Consider the following 24,414-nt stretch of genomic DNA (forward strand, 5'->3'; position numbering starts at 1 on the left):
ACTATTAGTCACGGTGACCATAAAGGGGGTGGTGGATGTGACCTCGCCTGAGGGCTACGACAAGTACGCCTACGAACCCTTCGCCGTCACCGTCGACCTGGCCGTCTTCACCGTCCGCGCGGGCACCCTCCAGGTGCTGCTCGTCGAGCGTGGGCATGAGCCGTACGCGGGTCGCTGGGCGCTGCCCGGCGGGTTCGTGCTGCCGGGCGAGTCCGCGGAAGAGGCCGCCTGGCGCGAACTCGCGGAGGAGACCGGGGTCACGGACGTCCCCGGGCTCCACCTGGAGCAGTTGCGGACCTACAGCGAGCCGGGGAGGGACCCGCGGATGCGGGTCGTCACCGTCGCGTTCGCCGCGCTGTTCCCGGACCTGCCCGTTCCGCACGGCGGCGGTGACGCGGCACAGGCCCAGTGGCTGCGGTTCAACGCCATCGGTCCGCTCGCCTTCGACCACGACCGCATCCTCGCCGACGCCCACGAACGCGTCGGCGCCAAGCTCGAGTACACCTGTCTCGCCACCTCCTTCTGTCCGCCCGAGTTCACGCTCGGCGAGCTGCAGCAGGTCTACGAGACCGTGTGGGGCACTCCGCTCGACCGGCCCAACTTCCGGCGCAAGGTGCTGGCCACGCCGGGCTTCGTCGAACAGGTGCCCGGCGCCGCCCGCCTGACCGGCGGTCGCGGCAAGCCCGCCGCGCTGTATCGCGCGGGTGGGGCCACCGCCCTGCACCCGCCCCTGCTGCGACCCACCACGGAAGGACGGCCCTGATGACCATGACGTTGCGTACCAAGCGCTCCGCCACCGGATCCCTGCTCGGTCTCGCCCTCGGAGACGCCCTCGGCTTCCCGACGGAGTTCAACGATGTCCCGTCGATCCTCGCCAAGTGCGGTCCCTGGCGGAAGATGGGGTTGCCGAAGCCCGCGATCGTCACCGACGACACACAGATGACGCTGGCGCTGGCGCACGGGCTGCGCGCGGCCATGGACCGAGGGGTGCTCGCCCCCGAAGCCCTCGTGCAGGCCGTCCGCAAGGAGTTCGTGGAGTGGTCCCGCTCCCCGGAGAACAACCGCGCCCCCGGCCACACCTGTCTGGTCGCCTGCGACCTCCTCGCGGTCGCACGCCACCCCTGGCAGTTCGCCAGCCAGATCGGCTCCAAGGGCTGCGGCGCCAACATGCGGGTCGCGCCCCTCGGCCTGATCGGCCCCCTCAGCGACGAACAGCGCGCGGGCGCCGCCCAGTTGCAGGCCGCCCTCACCCACGGCCACCCCACCGCGCTCGCCGCCTCCGACCTCACCGCCCACGCGATACGGCTGCTCGCCCAGGGCGCCGAACCGATGGGCCTGGTCGGCCTGTTGCGGTCGTACGCGTACGAGAACCGCGCCCGCTATCACGCGCGCTGGCTCGGCGACCTGTGGACCTACAGCCAGGATCCCTCGGCCGAGCACTACATCTCCCGGGGCTGGGACGAGTGCCTGGAGGCCCTGGACCGCGTCCAGGAGGCCCTGCGGCTCCCGTCACCCGAGATCGACCCCTGCCTGGCCACGGGGGAGGGCTGGATCGCCGAGGAGGCCCTCGCCACCGGGCTCCTCTGCTTCCTGCTCTTCGTCGACGAGCCCGTCACCGCGCTGCGCCGCGCCGCCTGCACCTCGGGCGACTCCGACTCCATCGCCTGCCTCACCGGTGCCTTCGCGGGCGCCTACCACGGGCCGGACGCCTGGCCCGCCGAGTGGGCCGACCGGATCGAGTACCAGGGCGACCTCGTCTCACTGGGGGCTCTCTGGGACGCTTGAGGGATGACCGACGCCCTCGACATCGACCTGGCCCCCGTGGTCGCCGAACAGCCCGACCCGCTGCTGTTCGCGACTGTCTCCGGAGCGCATCTGTACGGCTTCCCCTCGCGTGACTCGGACGTCGACCTGCGCGGCGTGCACGTGCTGCCGACGGCCGAACTGGTCGGGCTGCGCGAGCCGGAGGAGACCCGGTCGAAGATGTGGGACCGGGACGGTGTCGAAATGGACCTCGTCACGCACGATCTGCGCAAGTTCGCGCGGTTGTTGCTGCGCCGCAACGGCTATGTTCTGGAGCAGCTGCTCTCCCCGCTCGTCGTGCACACCGGCGAGGCGCACCGCGAACTGATGGCGCTCGCCCCCGGGGTGCTCACCCGTCACCACGCCCACCACTACCGGGGGTTCGCCATCACGCAGTGGCGGCTCTTCGAGAAGACCGGTGAACTCAAGCCGCTGCTCTACACGTTCCGGGTGCTGCTCACCGGCATCCACCTCATGCGCAGCGGCGTGGTGCAGGCCCATCTGCCCACCCTGGTGCCGGAGATCGACGAGGCACCCGCCTATCTGCCGGACCTCGTCGCGGCGAAGGCGGCCGAGGAGCACGGCAAGGCGGAGGTCGTCCGGGAGCGCGTGGCGGAGGACGTGGAGCGGCTTCAGGGCGTCCTGGACCAGGAGCAGGCCCTGTCAGTGCTGCCGGAGAACCCGTCCGCGTACGACGCCCTGCACGACTTCGTCGTCCGGGTCCGTCTGGACGGCCTCAAGGTCTGAGCCGGCCTCAAGGTCTGCGCCCGCCTGAAGGTCTGAGCCGGCCTGAAGGTCTGAGCCGGCCTCAAGGTCTGCGCCGGCCTGAAGGTCTGAGCCGGCCTCAAGGTCTGCGCCGGCCCGAAGGGCTGACGCGCGCCGGGTCCGGACGACGAAGTCCTCGACCCGGGCCCGGTCCGGCTCCGCCGGCAGCGGGCTGCGGTCCGCCGCCTCCTCGGCCTCCGTGGCCAGACGGGCCATCCAGGACTCGACCCGGGCCCACGGCACCTCGCCGCGCTTCACCGCCAGCAGGGGCTCGCGCTGGTCACCCACGTCGACAGTCAGCGCGCCCGTGCGCAGCAGGTCCCGGCAGCTCATCAGGAGTCGGAGCAGATGCATGGCGTGCTTCCAGCGGGGGGCGCCGTGCGTGCGGATGTCCGCGTCCAGCTTCTTGCGCTGGCCGAGGGCGTAGCGGGCGAACGTCTCGTGGGCCTGGCGGGACAGGAACGCCCCGCGCAGGGTGAGCAGTTCACGGCCCGTGGCGTCGACGTGCTCCACCAAGGGGGAGTGCAGGCACTCCAGGATGTTCGGGTTGGCGCGCAGGGCCAGATTGCAGAAGCGCTCCAGCTCCCAGCCGAACTGCTCCTCCGCCGGCCCCTCGACATGCGTCGGCGGTTTCTCGAAGCGCCAGAACAGTTCGGTGGGGGCCAGGAAGACACCCCGCCGGTCCGTGTCGCTGTCGTCCGTCGCGAGACCGAAGGCCCGCGACCCCATCACACAGGCGTAGATCGTGTGGTCGCGGACCAGGGCGTGCGGGTGCGGGGGCTGCATGCCCGGGAGCGTACGGGGTGGCTCAGGCCAGCTGAATCGAATTTCCCGCGACCGTGATCTCCTCGGCAGGCAGTGGCTCGGTGGCCGGTCCCTGCGCCACCGCACCGTCCGTGATCTTGAACTTGCTGCCGTGGCAGGCGCAGTCGATCGTCTCGTCCGAGACGCTGCTCACGATGCAGCCCTGGTGCGTGCAGACCGCCGAGAAGGCCTTGAAGGCGCCCTCCTCGGGCTGGGTCACGACGACCTTCCGGTCCTTGCAGATCTTGCCGCCGCCCACCGGGATGTCGGCCGTCTTCGCCAGCTCCTCGCCGCCGCCCGTGCCGGCGTCCCCGGGCGAGGACTCCTCTCCGGTGTCGCTGCCGTTGTCGCCGTACTCACTGCACCCCATGAGCAGCGCCGCCGTGCCCGCCGCGCCGGTGGCCAGAACCGTGCGCCGCGTCGAACCCATCGTCATGTCGTCACTCCGAACGTGCGGAAGAACCAGAGGGCGGAGGTCAGCCAGACGACCGTGAGAGCGGTGAAGACGAGACCGCCGATGATCGGCAGGAGCCAGCCGGGGAGTCGCTCCGAGCGGAGCAGCAGCATCTTTGCACTGAAAACACCGAAGAAGAAGCAACCCAGGAGAGAGTGCCACAAAACGCGTGATTCGTACGTCTGGAAGCCGAGGGCGTACAGACAGTGCACCGCCACCGGCACCGCGACCAGGAACGCCACCCGCCCCGACCAGCGGTGCAACACCCCCGACCAACTCGGGCCCGGCAGTTTGCCGTACATCATCAGCGCCGACGTCAGCTGCACGAGAGCGAAGCCGAACGACACCGTCGCCAGCCACGACTTGACGGCGCCCGTGCTGCTGAAGCCCGCGAGGTTGAACGCGGTGCCCGCCGGGTCGTGCACCTTGCCGTAGGCGCCGAGGCCGACCGCCACCGCGCAGGCCACGAGGGCCGGGATCAGATAGCGGGAGGCGCCGCCGGGGGCGCGGGCGGGGGTGGGGCGCGGGGACGGGAAGTCCTGGGTGGCGGCGTTCGGGTCGACGGTCATGAGCTGCTCCCTGCCGTGAGCGGTTTCCGAGGGGCCTCATGGGCTCGCTGAAGGGGGCGAGGGCGGGTCATGGGGTGACGGGGCGGGCCGTGAGCTGCTGGCCGTCGACCGTCACCGCGCCCGTCTCAGGGTCGATCTCGGGGGCCGTCGAGGGCTTGCCGTCGCGCTTGAGGATGCCGACCTGGCCGCCGTCCGGCAGCACGATCCAGCCGCCGTCGACCTCGGCCCCGCGTACGTTGGCGGTCGCGCGGTACAGCCCCGAGGGCTTGACGGTCTCGGGTGCCGTGAAGCCGTACTCATGACCGCCGATGTCGACCGTGCCGCTGACGCTCCTGCCCTTCAGCGTGCCGTTCAGCTCGGCGCCGTCCCTGCTCGTGAGCCTCATGCCGCCGTCGTCCTCGACGTCGCCCTTGAGCCAGGACTCCTTGTCGCGGCCGTCGCAGAAGTAGGCGACAGCCTTGCCGTCGCGCAGCGTCACGGCGATCGCGGCGGAGTCGTCGTCGGTGCGGCCCGTGTAGTCGGCGTCGGCCGGCGGGGTGGGTGTGGGGCTCGGCGACGGCGAGGTCCTCGTCGGCGACGGGCTCGGTGACCGGCTCGGTGACGCCGAGGCGGGCGGTGGGTCGTTCGTGGTGGAGGACGAGGTGGCGCGGGTCCCTGTCGTCGCGTTGAGCGACAGCATGAAGAGGGCCAGCAACAGCCCGCCGAGAAGTGTGAGAAGTGGTCCGGAGCGCTTCATACGAGCCTCCCCCGAGGCGTGGCGCGGACGGCCTCCCCCATGCAAGCGGACACGCGGGACGGCGTCCAGGGGCGCACGGAGGTCTTTCACCCCAAGTGGCGGGACAGTGACGTTCGCGTGACATTGTCAGGGTCTGCGGCGGTGATCCGCCACCGGGGACGCTCCCGGGCCGGGCGTCTCGGCAGGCGGGCGCCGCGCACCGGCTCGGGACGGGCTGACTAGGCTGGTTGTACAGAGAGTCGGGATGTACACAGCGAGGAGCAGAGCCGTGGCGGTACGAGCGGTCCGGGGCGCCGTCCAACTCGAGCGGGACGAGGCGGGGCACATGGACGAGCAGGTGGGCGAGCTGCTCACCGCGGTCCTGGAGCGCAACGGGCTCGGCCCGGACGACCTGATCAGTATCTGGTTCACGGCGACGCCCGACCTGCACAGCGACTTCCCGGCCGCCGCGGCCCGCAAGCTCGGGATCGTGGACGTCCCGCTGATCTGCGCGCAGGAGCTGGACATCGAGGGCGCCATGCCCCGGGTCGTACGGATCCTCGCGCACATCGAGTCCGACCGGCCCCGCTCCGAGATCGCACACGTGTACCTGGGCGCCGCGGCCGCACTCCGCAGGGACATCGCCCAGTGAGGACCGCACTCGTCATCGGCACCGGGCTGATCGGCACCTCCGCCGCCCTCGCCCTGGCCCAGCGCGGTGTGACCGTCCACCTCACCGACCACGACCCCGAGCAGGCCCGTACGGCGGCCGCGCTGGGCGCCGGCACGGAAGAGGCGCCCGAGGGCCCGGTGGACCTCGCGATCGTCGCGGCCCCGCCCGCGCATGTGGCCGCGACCCTCGCCGACGCCATGCGCAGGGGCCTCGCGCGCGGCTACCTCGACGTGGCCTCCGTCAAGGGCGGCCCCCGCCGTGAGCTGGAGGAGCTGGGCCTCGACCTCTCCTCCTACATCGGCACCCACCCCATGTCGGGCCGCGAGAAGTCCGGCCCGCTGGCCGCCACCGGCGATCTCTTCGAGGGGCGCCCCTGGGTGCTCACCCCGACCCGGGACACCGACACCGAGGTCCTGAACCTCTCCCTGGAGCTGGTCTCGCACTGCCGGGCCGTCCCGGTGGTCATGGACGCGGACGCCCACGACCGGGCCGTAGCCCTGGTCTCGCACATGCCGCACCTCGTCTCCAGCCTGGTCGCCGCACGGCTGGAGCACGCGGAGGAGTCGGCCGTACGGCTGTGCGGGCAGGGCATCCGGGACGTGACCCGGATCGCGGCCTCCGATCCGCGCATGTGGATCGACATCCTCTCCGCCAACCCCGGCCCGGTCGCCGACCTTCTCGCCGACGTCTCCGCCGACCTCGACGAGACCGTCCAGGCCCTGCGCGCCCTCCAGGCCTCCGACGAGGCCAAGCGCCGCGAGGGCGTCACCGGCATCGAGGACGTCCTGCGCCGCGGGAACGCCGGCCAGGTCCGCGTCCCCGGCAAGCACGGGTCCGCTCCGCGGATCTACGAGGTGGTGGCGGTGCTGATCGACGACCAGCCGGGGCAGCTGGCCCGCATCTTCGCCGACGCGGGGGCCGCCGGGATCAACATCGAGGACGTACGCATCGAGCACGCCACGGGGCAGCAGGCCGGTCTGGTGCAGTTGATGGTGGAGCCGAAGGCGGCGGTGGTGTTGACGGGGGCGTTGCGGGAGCGGGGTTGGGCGATTCGGCAGTAGGGGCGGGTGTGCGGTGCGGGGGCGGCGCAGTTTTTCTCGCCCCCGGACCCCCTACCCGTCCCATCCCCGGGGGCTGCGCCCCCGGAACCCCGCTTCGGCCTGAACGGCCTTGTCCTCAAACGCCGGACGGGCTGAGGGTGCCGCCGGACGGGCTGGGGGTGCCGCCGGACGGGCTGGAGGGGCGGCGGGATGGGCTACGCGCACCCAGTACCCTTGTCCGGGGCGCTTTCCGTCTCGCCCCACCACCTCGGACCAGGAAAGGTGCTCCCCAGTGGAACGCGCCACAGTGATCGTTGCCATCGACGGCCCTTCCGGCACGGGCAAGTCGAGCACCTCGAAGGCCGTGGCCGCGCAGCTCGGGCTCAGCTATCTGGACACGGGCGCCCAGTACCGGGCGATCACGTGGTGGATGGTCAGCAACGCCATCGACATAGAGGACCCGTCGGCGATCGCCGCCGTGGCTGGGAAGCCGGAGATCGTCTCGGGGACCGACCCGTCCGGGCCGACGATCACCGTCGACGGCACGGACGTCGCCGGGCCGATCCGCACCCAGGAGGTCACCTCCAAGGTCAGCGCGGTGAGTGCCGTACCGGAGGTGCGGGCGCGGATCACCGAGCTGCAGCGTTCCATCGCGTCGGGTGCCGAGAACGGCATCGTCGTCGAGGGGCGCGACATCGGCACGACCGTACTGCCGGACGCCGACCTGAAGATCTTCCTCACCGCCTCGCCGGAGGCCCGCGCCGCCCGCCGCAGCGGCGAGCTGAAGGGCGCCGACGTCCAGGCGACCCGAGAGGCACTCCTCAAGCGGGACGCGGCCGACTCCAGCCGCAAGACCTCGCCGCTCGCGAAGGCGGACGACGCGGTGGAGGTGGACACCTCGGACCTCACCCTCCAGCAGGTCATCGAGTGCGTGGTCACCCTCGTCGAGGAGAAGCGGGCGGGAAAGTGAGCGAGGCCTCCGCGGACCGGGCCCCGTCGGCCCGGACGACCTCGGCCCGGACGCCGTCGGCCGAGGCTCCTTCGCCGCGCGGCGCCGAGGTGGGCCGACGCATCGGCGTCGGTCTGATGTACGGGCTGTGGAAGCCGCGCGTGCTGGGCGCCTGGCGGGTCCCCACGACCGGCCCCGTGATCCTCGCCGTCAACCACTCCCACATCGTCGACGGCCCGATGGTCATCGGCGTGGCGCCCCGGCCGTCGCACTTCCTGGTCAAGAAGGAGGCGTTCGTCGGTCCGCTCGGCCCCTTCATGCGTGCCGTCGGCCAGGTGGAGGTTGACCGTTCGACCGCCGACCGCACCGCCATCACGCAGGCGCTCGCCGTTCTGGCGGGCGGCGGCGTGCTCGGTATCTTCCCGGAGGGCACCCGCGGCGAGGGCGACTTCGCCTCGCTGCGCGGCGGGCTCTCCTATTTCGCCGTGCGCAGTGGCGCGCCGATCGTCCCGGTGGCCGTACTGGGAAGCACGGAGCGGCGCGGACGGTTGATGAAGGGGCTGCCCCCGCTGCGCTCCCGCGTCGACGTCGTCTTCGGCGACCCGTTCGAGGCGGGTGACGGCAGTGGACGGCGTACGCGCAAGGCGCTCGACGAGGCGACCGTGCGCATCCAGAAACAGCTCGGCGCGCACCTGGACCATGCCCGACGGCTCACCGGCCGCCGGTAAAACGCCGGGCGTCCGATCGGGCGCTGGGCGACACTCAGTAGTGGATCAGCCGGCCGACAAGCCGGGTGTTCCACCGATCACCACGATGAACTACGAGGTACGGACTTCATGAACGACCAGTTTCCCTCCGAGCACGAGCACGGAGAGCTTGGCGACGCCGAGTACGCGGAGTTCATGGAGCTCGCCGCGGTAGAGGGCTTCGACCCGGAGGACGTCGAGGGCGCGCTCGAGGAGGCGGGCCACGGCCCGCTGCCCGTCCTCGCCGTCGTCGGCCGCCCGAACGTCGGCAAGTCGACCCTGGTGAACCGCATCATCGGCCGCCGCGAGGCGGTCGTCGAGGACAAGCCCGGTGTCACCCGCGACCGTGTCACCTACGAGGCCGAGTGGGCGGGCCGCCGCTTCAAGCTCGTGGACACCGGCGGCTGGGAGCAGGACGTCCTCGGTATCGACGCCTCCGTCGCCGCCCAGGCCGAGTACGCCATCGAGGCCTCCGACGCGGTCGTCTTCGTCGTCGACGCCAAGGTCGGCCCCACCGACACCGACGAGGCCGTCGTACGGCTGCTGCGCAAGGCCGGCAAGCCCGTGGTGCTGTGCGCCAACAAGGTCGACGGCCCGAGTGGCGAGGCCGACGCGTCGTACCTGTGGGCCCTGGGCCTCGGCGAGCCGCACCCCGTCTCCGCGCTGCACGGCCGCGGCACCGGCGACATGCTGGACGCCGTCCTGGAGGCCCTGCCGGAGGCGCCCGAGCAGAGCTTCGGCACGGCCGTCGGCGGTCCGCGCCGTATCGCCCTGATCGGCCGCCCGAACGTCGGCAAGTCCTCGCTCCTCAACAAGGTGGCGAACGAGGAGCGCGTCGTCGTCAACGAGGTCGCGGGCACGACCCGTGACCCGGTCGACGAGCTGATCGAACTCGGCGGTGTCACCTGGAAGTTCGTCGACACGGCGGGCATCCGCAAGCGTGTCCACCTCCAGCAGGGCGCCGACTACTACGCCTCGCTGCGCACCGCGGCCGCCGTCGAGAAGGCGGAGGTGGCCGTCATTCTCATCGACGCCTCCGAGTCCATCTCGGTCCAGGACCAGCGCATCGTGACGATGGCCGTCGAGGCGGGCCGCGCGATGGTCATCGCGTACAACAAGTGGGACACCCTCGACGAGGAGCGCCGCTACTACCTGGAGCGGGAGATCGAGACCGAGTTCGGTCAGGTCGCCTGGGCGCCCCGGGTCAATGTGTCGGCGCGCACCGGCCGACACATGGAGAAGCTGGTCCCCGCGATCGAGACGGCCCTCGCCGGCTGGGAGACCCGTGTCCCGACGGGCCGCCTGAACGCCTTCCTCGGTGAACTGGTGGCCGCCCACCCGCACCCGGTCCGGGGCGGCAAGCAGCCCCGCATCCTCTTCGGCACCCAGGCCGGCACCAAGCCGCCGCGCTTCGTGCTCTTCGCCTCCGGCTTCATCGAGGCGGGCTACCGCCGCTTCATCGAGCGCCGGCTGCGTGAGGAGTTCGGCTTCGAGGGCACCCCGATCCACATCTCGGTGCGGGTGCGCGAGAAGCGCGGCAAGAAGAAGTAGCAGTACACGTACGTGAGGAGGGCGACTCCCCGAAGGTCCGGTGACCTCGGGCAGTCGCCCTCCTCATGTGTCCCTGCGCGCCGCTTCGAGTCTCTTCGTGGTCAGAGACCCCGGCGCGGGTTCGGGGGCAGGGGCGACGGGATGTGGTGCATCCCCGTGTGTCCGGTGGGAATCCGCCCGACCGGCTGCCACACGGCCGTCGTCGTGGCCGTGTGACCGGGCTGGGTTTCGCGCTGGGTGGCGAGGTGACCCGCCGCGTGCCGGGCGCCGTACGAGCCGGAGGTGTACGAGCCGTTGGTGCGATGTCCGCCTGAGCCGTGCGACAGGCTGCCGAAGCCCGTGAACCCCAGCCCCTCCTCCCCGTGCCGGTCGCCCGGCAGGGTCCGGTAGGTCCTGACCCACTCCGCGTAGAGCGTGTCGTAGATGGGCGTGGCCGATGGCCAGCCCGACGGATCCTGAGTCGGCCGCATGGACGGGATCGACTGATAGGACTGGCGGCGGGGAACGTCATATGCGTGCACGTCTGTGCCAACGACCCCGCCCCGGAAGAGATGCGCTACCTCAACCATTCAGCCTCCGGGGGAGGGGTCGTGCCCTGAAGGGGCGCGGGTCTGTATCGATATGCGGCTCCGCCGCGTGGGTTGGGCGCGACAAGCCCCATACGACCCGTAGCCACCTGACCAGCCGCATCGCCGAGGCGGGTTGTCATGGCTCTCCGAGCGGAGCGATCAGGTGCCGGCCAGCGGCAGCGTCGCCGCCACCAGCTTCCCGTTCGCCGCCGCCTTGTCGAGCGCGTCCCGCAGCAGATCCTCCCGTGGCTGCCGCCCGATCGACCCCACCGGCGCCGCGAACATCAGCACCTGCTGATGCTTGTTCGCGGCCGCCCGCCACGCGTCGGCGACCTGCAGCGCCTGATGGGCCTGCCACCACGCGACCGGCGAACCAGCGGAGACACCCGGCTGCAGGATGGCGTGCAGCTGACCCATGGCGAGCAGGATGGACCAGCCGTGCAGCACGGGCGGTACGGAGTTGATCTGGGGGAGCGGCATGAAGCCCTGCTCGATGAGCAGCGGCAGGAAGTCGTCGCCCACGCCGGTCGTGCCCGGGCGGGCGATGGGGGCGGTCGGCTCGACGACCAGCGCCGGGTGCAACTCGCCGCTGAGCAGGATCAGTCCGCTGGTGACTCCGAGCACGGCCTGCTCGGGCGCGGCCCGGGCCGCGCTGTCCCCGACGATGGAACGGGCGGCGCCCTGCAACTGCTCCTCGGTGACCTGGACGACCTGGGAGGGCAGACAGGTGGCGTGGGCGAAGGCGAGCACGGCTGTCTCGTCGCCGACGAAGAGGACGGTGCTGGTGCGCTCCTGTTCGGAGTCGCCGGGGGTACGGCACGACGTGCAGTCGTAACCGCCGGGGGCGTTCTCTCCGGCGAGCAGCCGGTCGGCCTCTTCGTCGCCGATCTCGGCGCGTACCTCGTCGCTGACCTCGAGCATGCGCGGCACGGGTGGCTCCTCGGGATGCGGTGCGTGTCGGTGCCGGGTGGCGCCCGGCCCATGAGCACGGAGGTTCCGGCTCATGAAGAAGACAACGGGCGATCTGTGGCCGGAGTCACGCTCCACGACGAACGGAATCGAACCAACCGAAGCGCAGGGTGAATCCGTGGGCGGAATCGGTTACTCCGTGCCAACTTCCCGCGTGTTTGGGGAAGTTGGCACGGTGAAGTGGGTCACAGATCGTCAGGCAACCTGGTCGACATATCCGGAAATCAGGGAATGAAGTGGGTGGCCGGAATTGGTTGCTACTCGCGGTAACGGCGAACTGGCCTCGAATGACAAGCGATTGCTTGCTGACAGCCCGTCAACCTCCATACATTCCCGGCCGTGTGCAACGAGCACCGCTCGGGTACGTCCGCCGGCCGCTCCACAGCCAGCCCGGAGCATCACCACCGCCGGCGGACGGGGCGGAGCGCGTCACCGCGTCCTGTGCGACGCGCGTCGCGCCCCGCCTTGGGGGACCCCGGGTCCTTGGAGAGGGAAATACATGTCCGCATGTGCCGACAACGCACGCGAGAACACGCGCAAGGCGCAGAGCGAGGACCGCATCGCCAAGTGCGAGAGCGGCGGCAACTGGCACATCAACACCGGCAACGGCTACTACGGCGGCCTGCAGTTCGCCGCCGCCACCTGGCGCGCCTATGGCGGCACCGCCTACGCGTCCACCGCCGACAAGGCCTCCAAGGCCCAGCAGATCGCGATCGCCACGAAGGTCCAGCGCGCCCAGGGCTGGGGAGCGTGGCCCACCTGCGCCGGGCGGGCCGGAGCGTCCGGCAGCGCGCCCGCGGCGCCCTCCACCGGCTCGGCCTCCACCAAGTCGACCAAGCCGGCCAACCCCACCGGGTCCGGGAAATCCGCCGAGGCGGCTCCCTCGAAGGCGCCGTCGCGCTCCTCCGGTCACCCGGACCGCAGCGCGTCCCGCGGCGACCACACCGTCCGGCAGGGCGACACACTGAGCGGCATCGCCGCCCGGCACGGGACCACCTGGCGGCAGGTCTACGCCGCCAACAAAACCGTCATCGGCGGCGACCCCAACATGATCGTGCCGGGCCAGCGGCTCGACCTCTGACCCTGTCCGCCCGCCTCCGTTCCCCTGGGCGCAGGAGTCCCACCCGGCACACCCACCGGGTGGGGCCCGTGTCCCTGCGGAGGGCGACGGCCCATGCCGTCTCAGGCGCGTTCGGCCGCCTCGCCGCCGAACGCGAGTGCCCCGCGCCGCAGTTCGTACACGAGGACGCCCGGTACGTCGCGCAACCCCGGCGGCAGGCGCTGTTCGGCGACGACCACACAGGCGTCGAGGCCGCTCAGCAGCTCGTACGTGCGGGCCGCGACCGCCGGTGACATGCCCTGGGTGGGTTCGTCGACGAGGACGACACGCGGGTGGGCCGACAGGGCGCGCGCGAGGGCGAGCATGCGCTGCTCGCCGCCGGAGAGGGTGCCGGCGCGGCGGGGGAGCAGGGGTTCGAGCCACGGATAGGCGTCCAGGGCGTACGAGAGGTCCGGCGCGGCGAGTTCGAGGTTCTCGCGCACGGTGAGTGAACCGAACACGGCCCGTCGCTCCGGCACGAGGACGAGGCCGCGCCGGGCGCGCTCGTACGCGGGCGTCCGGGTGACGTCGGCCCCGTCCCACACCACGGCGCCGCCGGAGAGCGGGACCGTGCCGGCGAGGGCCCGCAGTGCGGTCGTACGGCCGGAGCCGTTGCGGCCGAGCAGCACGGTCAGGCCGGGGCCCGGGGCGGCGAGGGTGAGGCCGTGCAGGGCCTCCAGGGGGCCGTAGCGGACGCGGGCGTGCCTGAGGGAGAGGAGGGTCATCGTTCGACCGCCGGGTCGAGCGGGCCGAGTGGGTCGAGTGAACGCAGGACGTGGTCGGCGGGGCCGGAGGTGACGATCCGGCCCGCCGCCATGACGTGCACGACATCCGCGAGGTCCGCGACTAGGTCGAGGTCGTGCTCGACGACCAGCAGGGCCATGCCGTCGTCGGCGAGGGCGCGCAGCACGCGGGCGAGGGCGGCCACCTCGGCCGTGTCGAGGCCGGCGGCGGGTTCGTCGAGCAGCAGCACGCGCGGGCTTCCGGCGAGCGCCCGCGCCAGCTCGACCCGCCGCAGCGTCCCGGTCGGCAGCCCGGCCGCCGGTGCCGTCCGCACCGCCCCGTCCAGCCCGAACAGCCGCAAGGCCCGCTCCACGGCCCCGGGATCGGCGACCCGCCCTTGCTCGGCGCCCACCCGCACATTCTCGGCCACGGTCAACGACGGGAAGACAGCCAGCTGTTGGAACGTCCGCGCGATGCCGAGCCGCGTGCGGGCGTGTGCGGGCAGCCGCGTGATGTCCCGCCCGCCGAGGCGCACCTGGCCGGCACCGGGCCGCAGCGTCCCGGCGAGACAGTGGAAGAGGGTGCTTTTCCCGGCGCCGTTGGGACCCACGACTGCGCTGACGCGCCCTGGGAGGACGTCGAGGTCGACACCGCCGAGGGCCGTGAACTCGCCGTAGCGGAGGTGGAGGTGGCGGGCTCGGAGGGAAGGGGTGGGCGGAGGGGTGACGTGTGGGGAGCGCGTGGCGGGGTCGGCCGGGGTGGGCCGGAAGGCCGGCCGAGAAGAGCCGTCCGGGCCGGCCTCGGGTTCGTTCCCGGTGGGGGCGTCGGGGTCCGGAGCGGGCGGACGGTCCGGCGCGCCGGACCGCTCCCCGCCGCGAACGACGGGCTTCGCCCCGCCCGGCACCCTCGGCTCTCGCCGCAGGGCGAGGGGAAGCCGGGTGGTGCTCGGCGCGCCCGCCCGTACCCGCTCCCGAGCCCGTACCCCCGCCGGTGTCAGCTCTCCCCCGCGCCCCGCCCCCGGCCGCAGCCGTACGACCCCCGCCCGCACCGCCTCGTAGGGCCCGCCGGGGAAGCGGCCCACCAGGACCGCCAGGACGCCGATGACCGCGGCTGCCACGCCGCCCTTGGTGCCCGCGTCCAGCCCGACCAGCAGGGCGGCGGCCGCGAGGGCGCCCAGCGTGCTGTCGGCGCCCAGGACGACGATCGCGGCGAACCAGAGGAGGCCGCGGACGGGGTCGTACGCGGTGGGGTCGAAGGCGCGGACGCCCATGGCGAGCATGCCGCCGCCGAGGGCGGCCAGGGCGGCGCCCGTCACGAACGCCGCCAGCTTCAGCGACGGGACGCGTACGCCTGCCGCCGACGCCCCCGACTCGTGGTCCCGCATGGCGGCGAGGGCCCGGCCGGTGCGGCCCCGGCGCAGGGCGTGGGTGGCCAGGAGCGCCGACGCGAGGAGGGCCAACTCCAGGACGTAGTACGCGCGGTCCCCCTCGAAGCCCGGGGGGCGGGTGAGGGTGAGGCCCGAGGTCGCGTACGGCTGGGCGAAGACGAAGCGGCTCACGCCGACGCCGACGGCGAACGTGGCGAGGGCCAGGGCCAGGCCGTGGCGGCTGATGGCGGGCCAGCCGGTCAGCAGGCCGAGGGGGGCCACCAGGAGTACCGCCACCAGGAGGGCGGTGAGTTCCGGCAGCGCGGGGAGATGGGGGAAGCGACCGGCTGTCAGGAGTGCCGTGAACAGGGCGCCCAGGCCCGCGTAGGCCGCCTGGCCCAGGGAGATCTGGCCTCCCCTGCCCGTCACCACCACCAGGGAGAGCAGGACCACGCCCAGCGCCGGCACCTGGACGGCCGTGTGCAGGTCCTGGCCCGCGAAGCCCAGCGGGATGAGGAAGAGCACGAGTGCCACGATCCACGCGCCGGCGGGTGTGTCGACCCGCGCGGTCGCCGTGCGGGGCAGCGCGTCGCGGGTGCCCACGCCGGGGAGCACCAGGGCCGCGATCAGGAGGGCCACGACGAAGAGGTTGACGCCCACGGCCTGGAGCAGCGGCTCAGCCCAGCCCGACGGGTGGAGCCGGGTCAGCTGGCTCTGGGCGACCCCGATGCCCAGCGCGACCACCACGGCCACCGGGAGGCTGCGCATCCGGGCGGCGACCGCCACGGCGACCACCTCCATCACCAGGAGCGGCATGCCGTACGGGTCGAGGCGCACGTACGGGGCCAGCAGGACGCCCGTCAGGCCCGCCGTGAAGGAGCCGAACGCCCAGCCCGCGGCGGCGACCCGGTCCGCGTCGATGCCGCCGAGGACGGCGAGGGAGCGGTCGTCCACGACAGCGCGGAGTTCGCGGCCGAAGCGCGTCCAGCGGGTGACCGCGCCCACGGCCGCCGCGACGGCGACGGCCACCGCCAGCTGGCCCCACGGGTCGGCCGACACCAGTGTCGGCGCGTCGTCCCGTGCCCCCTGCCCCCACAGCAGCGCGGCCCCGCCGACGAGGAGGACGAAGACGCCGATGGAGGCCACGAGGGTCTGCGCGGGGTCGCCGCCGAGCACGGCGAGCGGGCGGAAGACGAACCGTTCCAGGGCCAGGCCGATGGCGGGGGCGACCAGAAGCAGGGTCACGAGGGCACCGAGCCAGAGGGGCCACCCCCATTCCACGGTGAACTGGCGCAGCAGATAGGCGCACACCATCGCGATCGCCCCGTGCGCGAAGTTGAGCACGCCGGTCGCCCGGTACGTCACGATCAGGCCGATTCCGGTGAGCGCCGCCGCGCTGCCGACCGAGAGCCCGGCCAGCGTGAGGTCGTACGTCAGCGATGCCATCAGCCCTCCGCGGGCCCGGCGGGGTCGCTTCCGGAGGGTGCTTCGCAGATCGGGCACGGCCGCAGTTCGCCGCCGCTCAGCACACGGGAGTCCACCGGCACCGCCTCCGGCTTACCGGCCACCAGCGGGCAGTCCGCGCGGTGCCAGAGGGTGCCGCCGGGCACCATCAGCAGGTTGCCGCTGGTGGCGAGGGGCACGGCCACCGTCTGCCCGGACTCCTCGGAGGCGTCGGTGGGCTCGGCGGTGACCAGGAGGCCGTACAACTCCTCCACACGCGTGGCGGCCAGGGCGTTCCGGCCGTGGGCGAGGAGGACCGCGCCCGCGATGATCAGCGCGGCGCCGGGGACCGTGCAGGAGGCCAGGTAGGGGAGCTGCCGTTCGGCGAATCGCTCACCGGAGATGCCGTACCAGCCGACGACGCACAGCACCGCGCCGCCGGCGAGCGCGGCCCAGCCGGCCCAGCGGACGGGGTGCACGGTCCGCAGTCGGGCTGTCCGCATCCGGGGCATCCGGGGCTCCCACACGTCGTGTGTCTGTCCATCCCAGCCGATGGCTTGCACTATGCCTTCTGCAAGCTGACCCTGAAAGAACCGGGCGCGTGCCGCCCGGTCCGACACCCCGGTGGTGAGCCAGATGGTTCTCGGGAGCGACCTCAGGCGGGCGAACGGACGGCGGGCCCGCGGCCCACGGGCGGCGGGACGGGGTACGGCCCTGGCGGCCACCCTGGTCCTCCTGCTCGCCCCCGCCCTCGCGGCGTGCAGTGACGACAGCGGTGGCGGCGGCGACACGGCGCCGCCCACGCCGACCGTGGAACGGACGACCAGCGAGCCGGCCGACGCGACCACGAGCGCGAGTGGGCCCGCGGACACGGCGGCGGCCGAGAAGCAGATCAAGGAGAACTGGAAGACGTTCTTCGACCCGGCCACCTCCACCAAGGAGAAACAGGCCGTGCTGGAGAACGGCGACGAGATGGGCCCGGTCCTGGCGGCGTTCAGCGGTGACGAGCGCGGCGGGCAGGTGGAGGCCGAGGTTCAGAAGGTCGCGTTCACCTCGGCGACCGACGCCGATGTGACGTACACCCTGCTCCTGGAGGGCGCCACGGCCCTGCCCGACGCGGCGGGTACCGCCGTCGAGCAGGACGGCACCTGGAAGGTCTCCGTCAAGACGCTGTGCGGACTGGTCGCGCTGAGCGGCAATGCGACGCCTGGCCCGGGCTGCTGAGACGTCAGGGCGTGTGGTGAAAGCCCCGCCTGCCGCACGACGCCCGGCACGCTTTTCACAACACGCCCTGGCCGCAGGCCTGCTGCTCCTTCTGGCCACGGCCTGCGGCAGTCGGCTTCCGGAGAGCGACTTCGAGCGCCGGGACACCACCACGGCACCGGCGAGCGCCGAGCCGCTGCGCGTCGGGATCATCACCAGCGTCACCAGCCCGGTCGGCGGTGCCGCGTTCACCGGGCCGCGTGACGGGGCGAAGGCCTACTTCGCCGCCCTCAACGCGCGCGGCGGCATCGACGGCCGCCGGGTCGAGGTACGGGAATGCGACGACGGGGGCAGCGGCGTCGGCAACAACGAGTGCGTGCACCAACTCGTCGAGGAGGACGACGTGGTGGCCCTCGTGGCCACCACCGCCCTCGACTACGCGGGCGCCTCCCGTGTCGCACGCGCGCGCGTGCCCGACATCGGCGGTCAGCCCATCGGCCCGGCGTACGACACGTATCCGTACCTGTACAGCGTCTACGGCAGCCTCGCGCCCCGGAACGGCACCACCGGCTGGGACGGGAAGCAGTACGGCGGCACCGAGGTCTACCGCTACTTCAAGCGCGAGCACGGCGCCCGTACCGCAGCCGTGGTCTCGTACAACCAGTCCGCGTCGGCCGCGTACGCGCGTCTGGTCGTCCAGGGGCTGAAGGCCGAGGGGTACGAGGTGGTCACCGAGCAGGTCGACTTCGCGCTGCCCAACTTCCGCGCGGCCGCCGCCGACATCAAGGAGCAGGGCGCCGACCTGGTCTTCGACGCCATCGACGGGCACGGCAACGCACGGCTCTGCGAGGCGATGGACGAGGTGGGCGCCGAGGTCACCGCCAAGGTCACCAACGTGCAGAACTGGACCTCCACGGTCGCCGAGGACTACGAGGACGCCCCGCGCTGCCGCAACGCCCTGTGGGCCACCGGCTCCAGCCGCAACTACGAGGACGACGGCGACGAGGCCGTACGGGAGTTCCGGGACGCGACGAAAGGCCTGAAGACGCACTCCCAGTGGCAGGTGGAGGGCTGGGCCGCCGCGATGTGGTTCACGGACGCGGCGCGATCGTGTGCGGGGAGCCAGGAGGGTGTCACGCGCGCGTGTGTCGACCGGTTCATGAACCGCGACGAGCCCTACAGCGCCGACGGGCTGCTCGTCCCCGTCCGCTTCGAGCGGCTGGCCGAGCCCCCGAGGACGCGCGCGACGTGTGTGTCGGTGGCCCGCTGGCAGGACGGGAAGGGCTGGGTGAGCCAGGGGGACATGAACGGCATCTGTTTCGACGTTCCGCAGCTGCCTTACCGGCCCTGATGCGCCTCGAAGCGAACAGGTTCCCTCATCCGACTATCGATCAGGCAACCGTTCCAAAACAAGTTGATGATGATGTCCAACCATTCCCAGGGATCCCGGGTCTAACCGTGTGGCGGTGGGACCAGCACCGCGATTGACGGATGACCAGGGAAAAACAGGGGGTTCGGGGGACGCATGCACATTTCTTTCCTCATACACAACGCGTACGGGATCGGGGGAACGATCCGGACGACGTACAACCTTGCGAACACCCTGGCCGAACAGCACGACGTGGAGATCGTCTCCGTCTTCCGCCACCGTGACGAGCCGGTCTTCGACGTCGACCCGAGGGTCCGGCTGCGTGGCCTCGTCGACATCCGGGAGGGTGGCGCCGACAAGGGCCACGCCGACCTGGAGCGCTCCGCCAAGGTCTTCCCGCGGGCCGAGGGCCGCTACGGGCAGTACAGCGTCATGACCGACCGGCGCATCGCCGAGCACCTCGCCTCGGTCGACGCCGACGTCCTGGTCGGCACCCGGCCCGGGCTGAACGTGCACATGGCCCGGCAGACCCGCCGAGGCCCGATCCGTGTCGGCCAGGAGCACCTCACGCTCGACAGCCACTCCCCGGCCCTGCGCGCCACCCTGCGCGGCGTCTACCCGAGGCTCGACGCGCTCACCACGACCACCGAGGCCGACGCGCGCGCGTACGGCTCGAAGATGCGGCTGCCCGGCGTCCGCCTGCAGGCCGTGCCCAACCCGGTGCCCGCGCCGGGCATCGATCCGGCCGACGGCACCGGCAAGTGGGTCGTCGCCGCCGGGCGGCTCGCTCCAGTGAAGCGCTACGACCTGCTCATCAAGGCCTTCGACAAGGTGCGGGAGGAGCGGCCCGACTGGCGTCTGAGGATCTACGGCGGCGGCAAGCAGAAGGACAAACTCCGTGCCCTCGTAGACAAGTTGGGCCTCTACAACCACGTGTATCTGATGGGCCCCGCCAACCCCATCGAGCCCGAGTGGGCCAAGGGCTCCATCGCCGCCGTCACCTCCAGCCTGGAGTCCTTCGGCATGACGATCGTCGAGGCCATGCGCTGCGGTCTGCCGGTGGTCTCCACGAACTGCCCGCACGGCCCCGGCGAGATCATCGACGACGGCGTCGACGGCCGCCTGGTCAAGGTCGGCAACGTCAAGGCCATCGCCGGCGGTCTGCTGGAGCTCATCAACGACGACGACAAGCGGCAGCAGATGGCGCAGGCCGCACTCAAGGACTCCGAGCGCTTCGACCCGTCCCGTATCGCCGAGCGCTACGAGACGCTCTTCGGAGACCTGATCGCCCGCGGCGGTGCCTCGTCGGTGGGGCGGATACGCGGCTCCCTGCACCGCACCCGTGGCGCTCTGCTCGGCGGCGCGTACGCCGTCCGGGATGCCGGACGTTCCGCCTTCAAGAAGGGGCGCACCGCATGATGACGCTGGCTCCGCAGCAGCCCACGCACCGCGACGACCAGGAGGACAGGGCCACGCCCCCGCGCACCGACTGCGTCGCCGACTTCGCCGGCGGCCTGACCTTCGAGGTCGCCGACCGCGACGAGTCCGGCCCCGCCCACCTGGTCCTCGTCCTCCGCGACGGCGACCAGCGGGTGCGACTGCCGCTCACCCCGGCCGGCGACGGCCGCCTGAGGGCCGCGCTGCCCAGCAGCGTGGACGTCCCCGAGGGCTTCTGGGACGCCTACCTCCAGGTGGCCGACGGCGAGCCGCGACGCCTGTCCCCCGGCGTCAACGACCTGCGCTCCCTCGTCGACCGCGCACCCACCCCCTCCGCCGGACGGATCGTCGTCCGGATCCCGTACGGCACCAAGCACGGCAACCTCACGATCCGCAGCTGGGAGCGCTCCCCGCACGCCGAGGCCGGCGAACTCCACATCGGCGACGGCCGACTCGAGGTGGCCGTCCAGCTGTACGGCGCCGCGCCCACGCCCGACGCGTACGTGGAGCTCACCGACCAGAACGGGGTGGCGCCCGCCGTACGGACCGACCTCACCTCGAACGACGACCGGGGCGGCATCCGCTTCACCGTCGCCTACGGCGATCTGCGGCCCGGCAACTGGGACCTGTGGCTGCGCCCCCAGGGAGAAACCGGCCCGCGGGTGCGGATCGCGCGCCTGCTCGACGACATCGTCGACAAGCACCCGGTCTTCGTCTATCCCAAGGCCCGTGCCGAGACCGAGCACGGCCCGGTGAAGGGCGAGCCGTACTACACGGCCCACAACGACCTGTCCGTCACGGTCGTCGCCGTGAACTGAGCGGAGCTGCGGCGGTCTTCGGCGGTCTGCGGCGGTCGAGGACACATCCTGTCCTCGACCGCTGACAGACTCGCCCCATGTTGGAGACATCGGCACGGCTGTTACGACTGCTTTCGCTCCTGCAGTCCCACCGCGAATGGTCCGGCTCGGAGCTGGCCGGCCGGCTCGGCGTCACCGCGCGCACGGTCCGCCGTGACGTCGACCGGCTGCGTGAACTGGGCTATCCGGTCAACGCCAGCCCCGGCACGGGCGGTGGCTACCAGCTCGGCGCCGGGGCCGAACTGCCGCCGTTGCTTCTCGACGACGAGGAGGCGGTCGCGGTGGCCGTCGGGTTGCGCTCGGCCGCCGGGCAGGGCATCGACGGCATCGGCGAGTCCTCCGTACGCGCCCTCGCCAAGCTCGAACAGGTGCTGCCGAGCCGGCTGCGCCGCCGGGTGGGCGCCCTGAACGCCTTCACCGTGCCGCTGCTGCGCGGCCCCCAGCTCTCCGCGGTCGACCCGGCGGTGCTCACCGAACTCGCGAACGCCTGCCGGGACGCCGAGCGGCTGCGCTTCGAGTACCGCGACCACGGCGGCGCCGCCACCCGCCGCACGGTCGAGCCGCACCGCCTGGTGTGCACCGAGCGCCGCTGGTACCTGGTCGCCTGGGACGTCGACCGCGCCGGCTGGCGCACCTTCCGCGTGGACCGGGTCACGCCGAGGCCGCCGCACGGCCCGCGCTTCACACCCCGAGAGCCACCGGCCGAGGACCTCGCCGCGTACGTCTCCAAGGGGGTCTCCACGCAGGTGTACGCCTCGCACGCCGTCGTACGGCTCCTGGTGCCCCTCCACGAGGCCGCCGAACGGATCTCGCCCTCGGCGGGCACCCTGGAGGCCTACGACGAGCAGAGCTGTCTGCTGCGCACCGGGGCCGCGGGCCTCGATGTGATGGCCATTCACGTGATGATGACCGGCGTCGACTTCGAGGTCGTCGAACCGGCGGAGCTGACCGGGGCGATCAGGACTCTTCGGGACCGCCTGTCGGCCGCTCTTGACCGAACCGGGGATGCGGTGTCCGTTCCTGGCCCTTCCGGGTCTGGGGCGGCGTGATCGCCGCGAACTTCGGATGGTGCAGGTCGAAGGCCGGTGCCTCGGAGCGGACCCGGGGCAGCGTCACGAAGTTGTGGCGCGGCGGGGGACACGAGGTCGCCCACTCCAGCGACCGGCCGTACCCCCACGGGTCGTCGACGTCGACCTTGACGCCGTACCGGGCGGTCTTCCAGACGTTGTAGAGGAAGGGCAGCGTGGACAGGCCCAGCAGGAACGCGCCGATCGTCGAGACCGTGTTGAGGGCCGTGAAGCCGTCGGCGGCCAGATAGTCCGCGTAGCGCCGCGGCATGCCCTCCGCGCCCAGCCAGTGCTGCACCAGGAACGTGGTGTGGAAGCCGACGAAGAGCGTCCAGAACTGGATCTTGCCGAGCCGTTCGTCGAGCATCTTCCCGGTGAACTTCGGCCACCAGAAGTAGAACCCCGCGAAGGTGGCGAAGACGACCGTGCCGAAGACGACGTAGTGGAAGTGCGCGACCACGAAGTACGTGTCCGTGACGTGGAAGTCCATCGGCGGCGAGGCCAGGATCACCCCGGTGAGGCCGCCGAACAGGAACGACACCAGGAAGCCCGTCGCCCACAGCATCGGCGTCTCGAAGGACAGCGAGCCCTTCAGCATCGTCCCCGTCCAGTTGAAGAACTTCACCCCCGTCGGCACGGCGATCAGGAAGCTCATGAACGAGAAGAACGGCAGCAGCACCGCGCCCGTGGCGAACATGTGGTGCGCCCACACCACCACCGACAGCCCGGTGATCGCCATCGTCGCCCCGACCAGCGTCAGATAGCCGAAGATCGGCTTGCGGCTGAAGACCGGGATGATCTCCGTGATGATCCCGAAGAACGGCAGCGCGATGATGTACACCTCGGGATGCCCGAAGAACCAGAACAGGTGCTGCCACAGCAGCGCGCCGCCGTTGGCCGCCTCGAAGATGTGCGAGCCGAACCGCCGGTCCGCCTCCAGACAGAGCAGCGCGGCCGCCAGCACCGGGAACGCCATCAGGATCAGGATCGACGTGAACAGCGTGTTCCAGGTGAAGATCGGCATCCGGAACATCGTCATGCCGGGGCCGCGCATCGCGATGATCGTGGTCAGGAAGTTCACCGCGCCGAGGATCGTCCCGAAGCCGGCCAGCGCCAGCCCCATGATCCACATATCGGCCCCGATGCCCGGTGACCGTTCCAGACTGTTCAGCGGCGCGTAGGCGAACCACCCGAAGTCGGCGGGCCCCGACGGCACCAGCAGCGAGCCCATCACGATCAGCCCGCCGAACAGGAACAGCCAGTACGAGAGCATGTTCAGCCGGGGGAAGGCGACATCGGGGGCGCCGATCTGCAACGGCATGATCTCGTTGGCGAACCCGGCGAAGGTCGGCGTCGCGAAGAGCAGCAGCATGATCGTGCCGTGCAGCGTGAACAGCTGGTTGAACTGCTCGTTGTCCATGATCTGTGTGCCCGGCCGGGCCAGTTCGGCGCGCATCACCAGCGCCATCAGACCGGCGGCCAGGAAGAACAGGAACGACGTGACGAGGTAGAGGTGGCCGATCTTCTTGTGGTCCGTCGTGGTCAGCCAGTCGACCACGAGTCGGCCCGGCTTGGTGGTCCGTACGGGTCGTGCCGACGCCTGTACGGTCTCGGTCCCCATCGCTCGCCCCTTCGCTGCCGCGTCCTGGGCCCGTGACGCACGCCATGATGCGCGCCCCCGCTGCTCCGACAGGGGAGTACGGGGGAAGTGTGCGGGAACCGTGTATTTCCCATGAGGTGGGGGCTTCCGGGAGCCGTCCGGGAATCGGTGGGAAAAGGCCGGACACGCACCGGACACACGCGGCCCCTGACGTGCATTCCGACGGGCTATTCGCGATGGTGCCGAAGTGGTCGGGAATTGCCTTCGGCAGCGCGCGGAAGGCGTAAGGAACCGCTCGTACGTGTGACTGGGTTGGGCCGAAACGCGTGTCGTGGTTCTGTGACAGAAGCGTGACTGCGGGAGGACAGCGGGACCTCCGGCGCCTACCGTGGCGGTCATGGCACCCATCCCCACCCCCTCCGAAGAGCCCCGGGACGACCCCGACGCGTATGTCGGACTCGAGGCGCCGAACGCCGAGCGCCGAGCCCTGGAACGCGGCTGGTCCACCGTCAGAAAGCTGCAGCCGGGCGCGATCATCACCATGGAGTACCGCTTCGGCCGGCTGAACCTCGAGGTCGAGGACGGCCGGGTGAGGCGCGCCTGGAAGGGCTGAACCCGAGAGACGTCAGGTCCAGTACGGGCG

Annotated in this window: 25 protein-coding genes and 1 pseudogene; 16 read left to right on the plus strand and 10 right to left on the minus strand. The window is 71.7% G+C overall.

All coding sequences use genetic code 11. The features are described 5' to 3' along the window. Positions 1-37 precede the first annotated feature (37 nt). The 3 genes from ACFU53_RS23880 to ACFU53_RS23890 are packed head-to-tail and all read left to right on the plus strand — an operon-like array spanning position 38 to position 2,550. The gene (locus ACFU53_RS23880; RefSeq protein WP_383995847.1) at positions 38-763 is read left to right on the plus strand and encodes an NUDIX domain-containing protein; all 726 of its coding nucleotides are present in this window, start codon (positions 38-40) and stop codon (positions 761-763) included. Beyond that, positions 763-1,785 carry an ADP-ribosylglycohydrolase family protein gene (locus ACFU53_RS23885; RefSeq protein ID WP_383995850.1) on the plus strand — a complete coding sequence of 341 codons (1,023 nt, stop codon included), beginning with the start codon at positions 763-765 and terminating at the stop codon, positions 1,783-1,785. Before ACFU53_RS23880 ends, ACFU53_RS23885 begins: the two co-directional genes overlap by 1 nt. A gap of 3 nt (positions 1,786-1,788) precedes the next feature. After that, positions 1,789-2,550, plus strand: a complete 762-nt coding sequence (locus ACFU53_RS23890) for a DNA polymerase beta superfamily protein (protein WP_383995852.1) — start codon at positions 1,789-1,791, stop codon at positions 2,548-2,550. Between the two features lie 114 nt (positions 2,551-2,664). Here the strand turns inward: ACFU53_RS23890 and ACFU53_RS23895 are convergent. From ACFU53_RS23895 to ACFU53_RS23910, 4 genes and pseudogenes are all read right to left on the minus strand, one after another. Next, positions 2,665-3,354, minus strand: a pseudogene (locus tag ACFU53_RS23895) (DNA polymerase beta superfamily protein); the annotation flags it as partial. A 22-nt stretch (positions 3,355-3,376) separates the two neighbouring features. Further along, positions 3,377-3,808 carry a Rieske (2Fe-2S) protein gene (locus ACFU53_RS23900; RefSeq protein WP_383995855.1) on the minus strand — a complete coding sequence of 144 codons (432 nt, stop codon included), beginning with the start codon at positions 3,806-3,808 and terminating at the stop codon, positions 3,377-3,379. After that, positions 3,805-4,395 carry a DUF6529 family protein gene (locus ACFU53_RS23905; RefSeq protein WP_383995858.1) on the minus strand — a complete coding sequence of 197 codons (591 nt, stop codon included), beginning with the start codon at positions 4,393-4,395 and terminating at the stop codon, positions 3,805-3,807. Before ACFU53_RS23905 ends, ACFU53_RS23900 begins: the two co-directional genes overlap by 4 nt. 67 nt (positions 4,396-4,462) lie before the next feature. Beyond that, complete coding sequence (locus ACFU53_RS23910; RefSeq protein WP_383995861.1) at positions 4,463-5,131, minus strand: hypothetical protein; 669 nt, start codon at positions 5,129-5,131, stop codon at positions 4,463-4,465. Between the two features lie 268 nt (positions 5,132-5,399). Between ACFU53_RS23910 and aroH the strand changes: the two genes are divergently transcribed. The 5 genes from aroH (at position 5,400) to der (ending at position 10,069) form a co-directional block, all read left to right on the plus strand. Continuing rightward, on the plus strand, positions 5,400-5,762 hold the full coding sequence (gene aroH, locus ACFU53_RS23915; RefSeq protein WP_383995863.1) for a chorismate mutase: 363 nt from the start codon (positions 5,400-5,402) through the stop codon (positions 5,760-5,762). Beyond that, entirely contained in the window at positions 5,759-6,844 is a 1,086-nt protein-coding gene (locus ACFU53_RS23920) for a prephenate dehydrogenase (protein WP_383995864.1), read from the plus strand. The genes aroH and ACFU53_RS23920 overlap by 4 nt, the downstream gene beginning before the upstream one ends. A 271-nt stretch (positions 6,845-7,115) precedes the next feature. After that, the gene (gene cmk / locus ACFU53_RS23925; RefSeq protein WP_383995866.1) at positions 7,116-7,793 is read left to right on the plus strand and encodes a (d)CMP kinase; all 678 of its coding nucleotides are present in this window, start codon (positions 7,116-7,118) and stop codon (positions 7,791-7,793) included. A 116-nt stretch (positions 7,794-7,909) separates the two neighbouring features. Continuing rightward, the gene (locus tag ACFU53_RS23930) at positions 7,910-8,500 is read left to right on the plus strand and encodes a lysophospholipid acyltransferase family protein (protein WP_383995910.1); all 591 of its coding nucleotides are present in this window, start codon (positions 7,910-7,912) and stop codon (positions 8,498-8,500) included. Positions 8,501-8,608: 108 nt separating this feature from the next. After that, positions 8,609-10,069 carry a ribosome biogenesis GTPase Der gene (der, locus tag ACFU53_RS23935; protein WP_383995869.1) on the plus strand — a complete coding sequence of 487 codons (1,461 nt, stop codon included), beginning with the start codon at positions 8,609-8,611 and terminating at the stop codon, positions 10,067-10,069. Positions 10,070-10,170: 101 nt separating this feature from the next. On the opposite strand, the gene ACFU53_RS23940 is transcribed toward der, so the two are convergent. Both ACFU53_RS23940 and ACFU53_RS23945 read right to left on the minus strand, forming a co-directional pair. Continuing rightward, complete coding sequence (locus ACFU53_RS23940; protein ID WP_383995872.1) at positions 10,171-10,539, minus strand: hypothetical protein; 369 nt, start codon at positions 10,537-10,539, stop codon at positions 10,171-10,173. A 258-nt stretch (positions 10,540-10,797) separates the two neighbouring features. Continuing rightward, a complete protein-coding gene (locus ACFU53_RS23945) occupies positions 10,798-11,568 on the minus strand; it encodes a hypothetical protein (protein WP_383995874.1) in 771 nt (256 codons plus the stop codon). Between the two features lie 73 nt (positions 11,569-11,641). Between ACFU53_RS23945 and ACFU53_RS23950 the strand changes: the two genes are divergently transcribed. Both ACFU53_RS23950 and ACFU53_RS23955 read left to right on the plus strand, forming a co-directional pair. Continuing rightward, positions 11,642-11,842, plus strand: coding sequence for a hypothetical protein (locus ACFU53_RS23950; protein ID WP_383995877.1), 201 nt, complete (start codon positions 11,642-11,644; stop codon positions 11,840-11,842). 264 nt (positions 11,843-12,106) lie between these two features. Continuing rightward, complete coding sequence (locus ACFU53_RS23955; protein WP_383995880.1) at positions 12,107-12,688, plus strand: transglycosylase family protein; 582 nt, start codon at positions 12,107-12,109, stop codon at positions 12,686-12,688. 101 nt (positions 12,689-12,789) lie between these two features. Here the strand turns inward: ACFU53_RS23955 and ACFU53_RS23960 are convergent, their stop codons facing one another. Genes ACFU53_RS23960 through ACFU53_RS23970 form a run of 3 tightly spaced genes read right to left on the minus strand, consistent with a single transcriptional unit; the run spans position 12,790 to position 16,741 of the window. After that, positions 12,790-13,431 (minus strand): ABC transporter ATP-binding protein, encoded by a 642-nt coding sequence (locus ACFU53_RS23960; protein ID WP_383995883.1) that lies wholly within the window; start codon positions 13,429-13,431, stop codon positions 12,790-12,792. Then, a complete protein-coding gene (locus ACFU53_RS23965) occupies positions 13,428-16,241 on the minus strand; it encodes an ATP-binding cassette domain-containing protein (RefSeq protein ID WP_383995886.1) in 2,814 nt (937 codons plus the stop codon). Before ACFU53_RS23965 ends, ACFU53_RS23960 begins: the two co-directional genes overlap by 4 nt. Next, positions 16,241-16,741, minus strand: coding sequence for a hypothetical protein (locus ACFU53_RS23970; protein ID WP_383995889.1), 501 nt, complete (start codon positions 16,739-16,741; stop codon positions 16,241-16,243). The genes ACFU53_RS23965 and ACFU53_RS23970 overlap by 1 nt, the downstream gene beginning before the upstream one ends. Positions 16,742-16,874: 133 nt before the next feature. Between ACFU53_RS23970 and ACFU53_RS23975 the strand changes: the two genes are divergently transcribed. The 5 genes from ACFU53_RS23975 to ACFU53_RS23995 all read left to right on the plus strand — a co-directional run bounded on the left by ACFU53_RS23975 (position 16,875) and on the right by ACFU53_RS23995 (position 22,153). Continuing rightward, positions 16,875-17,462 (plus strand): hypothetical protein, encoded by a 588-nt coding sequence (locus tag ACFU53_RS23975; RefSeq protein ID WP_383995913.1) that lies wholly within the window; start codon positions 16,875-16,877, stop codon positions 17,460-17,462. Further along, positions 17,437-18,792 carry an ABC transporter substrate-binding protein gene (locus tag ACFU53_RS23980; protein ID WP_383995892.1) on the plus strand — a complete coding sequence of 452 codons (1,356 nt, stop codon included), beginning with the start codon at positions 17,437-17,439 and terminating at the stop codon, positions 18,790-18,792. The genes ACFU53_RS23975 and ACFU53_RS23980 overlap by 26 nt, the downstream gene beginning before the upstream one ends. A 174-nt stretch (positions 18,793-18,966) precedes the next feature. Further along, on the plus strand, positions 18,967-20,229 hold the full coding sequence (locus ACFU53_RS23985) for a glycosyltransferase family 4 protein (protein ID WP_383995895.1): 1,263 nt from the start codon (positions 18,967-18,969) through the stop codon (positions 20,227-20,229). Then, positions 20,229-21,065: a hypothetical protein gene (locus ACFU53_RS23990; protein ID WP_383995915.1), complete on the plus strand. Its 837-nt coding sequence runs from the start codon at positions 20,229-20,231 to the stop codon at positions 21,063-21,065. Before ACFU53_RS23985 ends, ACFU53_RS23990 begins: the two co-directional genes overlap by 1 nt. A gap of 77 nt (positions 21,066-21,142) precedes the next feature. After that, on the plus strand, positions 21,143-22,153 hold the full coding sequence (locus ACFU53_RS23995; protein ID WP_383995898.1) for a helix-turn-helix transcriptional regulator: 1,011 nt from the start codon (positions 21,143-21,145) through the stop codon (positions 22,151-22,153). Here the strand turns inward: ACFU53_RS23995 and ctaD are convergent. Continuing rightward, positions 22,062-23,792 (minus strand): cytochrome c oxidase subunit I, encoded by a 1,731-nt coding sequence (gene ctaD, locus ACFU53_RS24000; RefSeq protein ID WP_383995901.1) that lies wholly within the window; start codon positions 23,790-23,792, stop codon positions 22,062-22,064. The genes ACFU53_RS23995 and ctaD overlap by 92 nt on opposite strands. A 376-nt stretch (positions 23,793-24,168) precedes the next feature. Here ctaD and ACFU53_RS24005 point away from each other — a divergent pair, with 376 nt between their 5' ends. Further along, positions 24,169-24,384 (plus strand): I78 family peptidase inhibitor, encoded by a 216-nt coding sequence (locus ACFU53_RS24005; RefSeq protein ID WP_383995904.1) that lies wholly within the window; start codon positions 24,169-24,171, stop codon positions 24,382-24,384. Positions 24,385-24,414 lie beyond the last annotated feature (30 nt).

The sequence above is a fragment of the Streptomyces sp. NPDC057474 genome (genome assembly GCF_042802555.1).
Classification (GTDB): Bacteria; Actinomycetota; Actinomycetes; order Streptomycetales; family Streptomycetaceae; genus Streptomyces.

Excerpts from the sequence above, each read along its gene's own strand:
- ACFU53_RS23885 (WP_383995850.1), top strand. The coding sequence starts at position 763 with ATGACCATGACGTTGCGTACCAAGCGCTCCGCCACCGGATCCCTGCTC.
- ACFU53_RS23890 (WP_383995852.1), top strand. The coding sequence starts at position 1,789 with ATGACCGACGCCCTCGACATCGACCTGGCCCCCGTGGTCGCCGAACAG.
- ACFU53_RS23900 (WP_383995855.1), bottom strand. The coding sequence starts at position 3,808 with ATGACGATGGGTTCGACGCGGCGCACGGTTCTGGCCACCGGCGCGGCG.
- ACFU53_RS23905 (WP_383995858.1), bottom strand. The coding sequence starts at position 4,395 with ATGACCGTCGACCCGAACGCCGCCACCCAGGACTTCCCGTCCCCGCGC.
- ACFU53_RS23910 (WP_383995861.1), bottom strand. The coding sequence starts at position 5,131 with ATGAAGCGCTCCGGACCACTTCTCACACTTCTCGGCGGGCTGTTGCTG.
- ACFU53_RS23930 (WP_383995910.1), top strand. The coding sequence starts at position 7,910 with ATGTACGGGCTGTGGAAGCCGCGCGTGCTGGGCGCCTGGCGGGTCCCC.
- der (WP_383995869.1), top strand. The coding sequence starts at position 8,609 with ATGAACGACCAGTTTCCCTCCGAGCACGAGCACGGAGAGCTTGGCGAC.
- ACFU53_RS23940 (WP_383995872.1), bottom strand. The coding sequence starts at position 10,539 with ATGCGGCCGACTCAGGATCCGTCGGGCTGGCCATCGGCCACGCCCATC.
- ACFU53_RS23950 (WP_383995877.1), top strand. The coding sequence starts at position 11,642 with ATGAAGAAGACAACGGGCGATCTGTGGCCGGAGTCACGCTCCACGACG.
- ACFU53_RS23955 (WP_383995880.1), top strand. The coding sequence starts at position 12,107 with ATGTCCGCATGTGCCGACAACGCACGCGAGAACACGCGCAAGGCGCAG.
- ACFU53_RS23960 (WP_383995883.1), bottom strand. The coding sequence starts at position 13,431 with ATGACCCTCCTCTCCCTCAGGCACGCCCGCGTCCGCTACGGCCCCCTG.
- ACFU53_RS23965 (WP_383995886.1), bottom strand. The coding sequence starts at position 16,241 with ATGGCATCGCTGACGTACGACCTCACGCTGGCCGGGCTCTCGGTCGGC.
- ACFU53_RS23970 (WP_383995889.1), bottom strand. The coding sequence starts at position 16,741 with ATGCGGACAGCCCGACTGCGGACCGTGCACCCCGTCCGCTGGGCCGGC.
- ACFU53_RS23975 (WP_383995913.1), top strand. The coding sequence starts at position 16,875 with ATGGTTCTCGGGAGCGACCTCAGGCGGGCGAACGGACGGCGGGCCCGC.
- ACFU53_RS23980 (WP_383995892.1), top strand. The coding sequence starts at position 17,437 with ATGCGACGCCTGGCCCGGGCTGCTGAGACGTCAGGGCGTGTGGTGAAA.
- ACFU53_RS23985 (WP_383995895.1), top strand. The coding sequence starts at position 18,967 with ATGCACATTTCTTTCCTCATACACAACGCGTACGGGATCGGGGGAACG.
- ACFU53_RS23990 (WP_383995915.1), top strand. The coding sequence starts at position 20,229 with ATGACGCTGGCTCCGCAGCAGCCCACGCACCGCGACGACCAGGAGGAC.
- ACFU53_RS23995 (WP_383995898.1), top strand. The coding sequence starts at position 21,143 with ATGTTGGAGACATCGGCACGGCTGTTACGACTGCTTTCGCTCCTGCAG.
- ctaD (WP_383995901.1), bottom strand. The coding sequence starts at position 23,792 with ATGGGGACCGAGACCGTACAGGCGTCGGCACGACCCGTACGGACCACC.
- ACFU53_RS24005 (WP_383995904.1), top strand. The coding sequence starts at position 24,169 with ATGGCACCCATCCCCACCCCCTCCGAAGAGCCCCGGGACGACCCCGAC.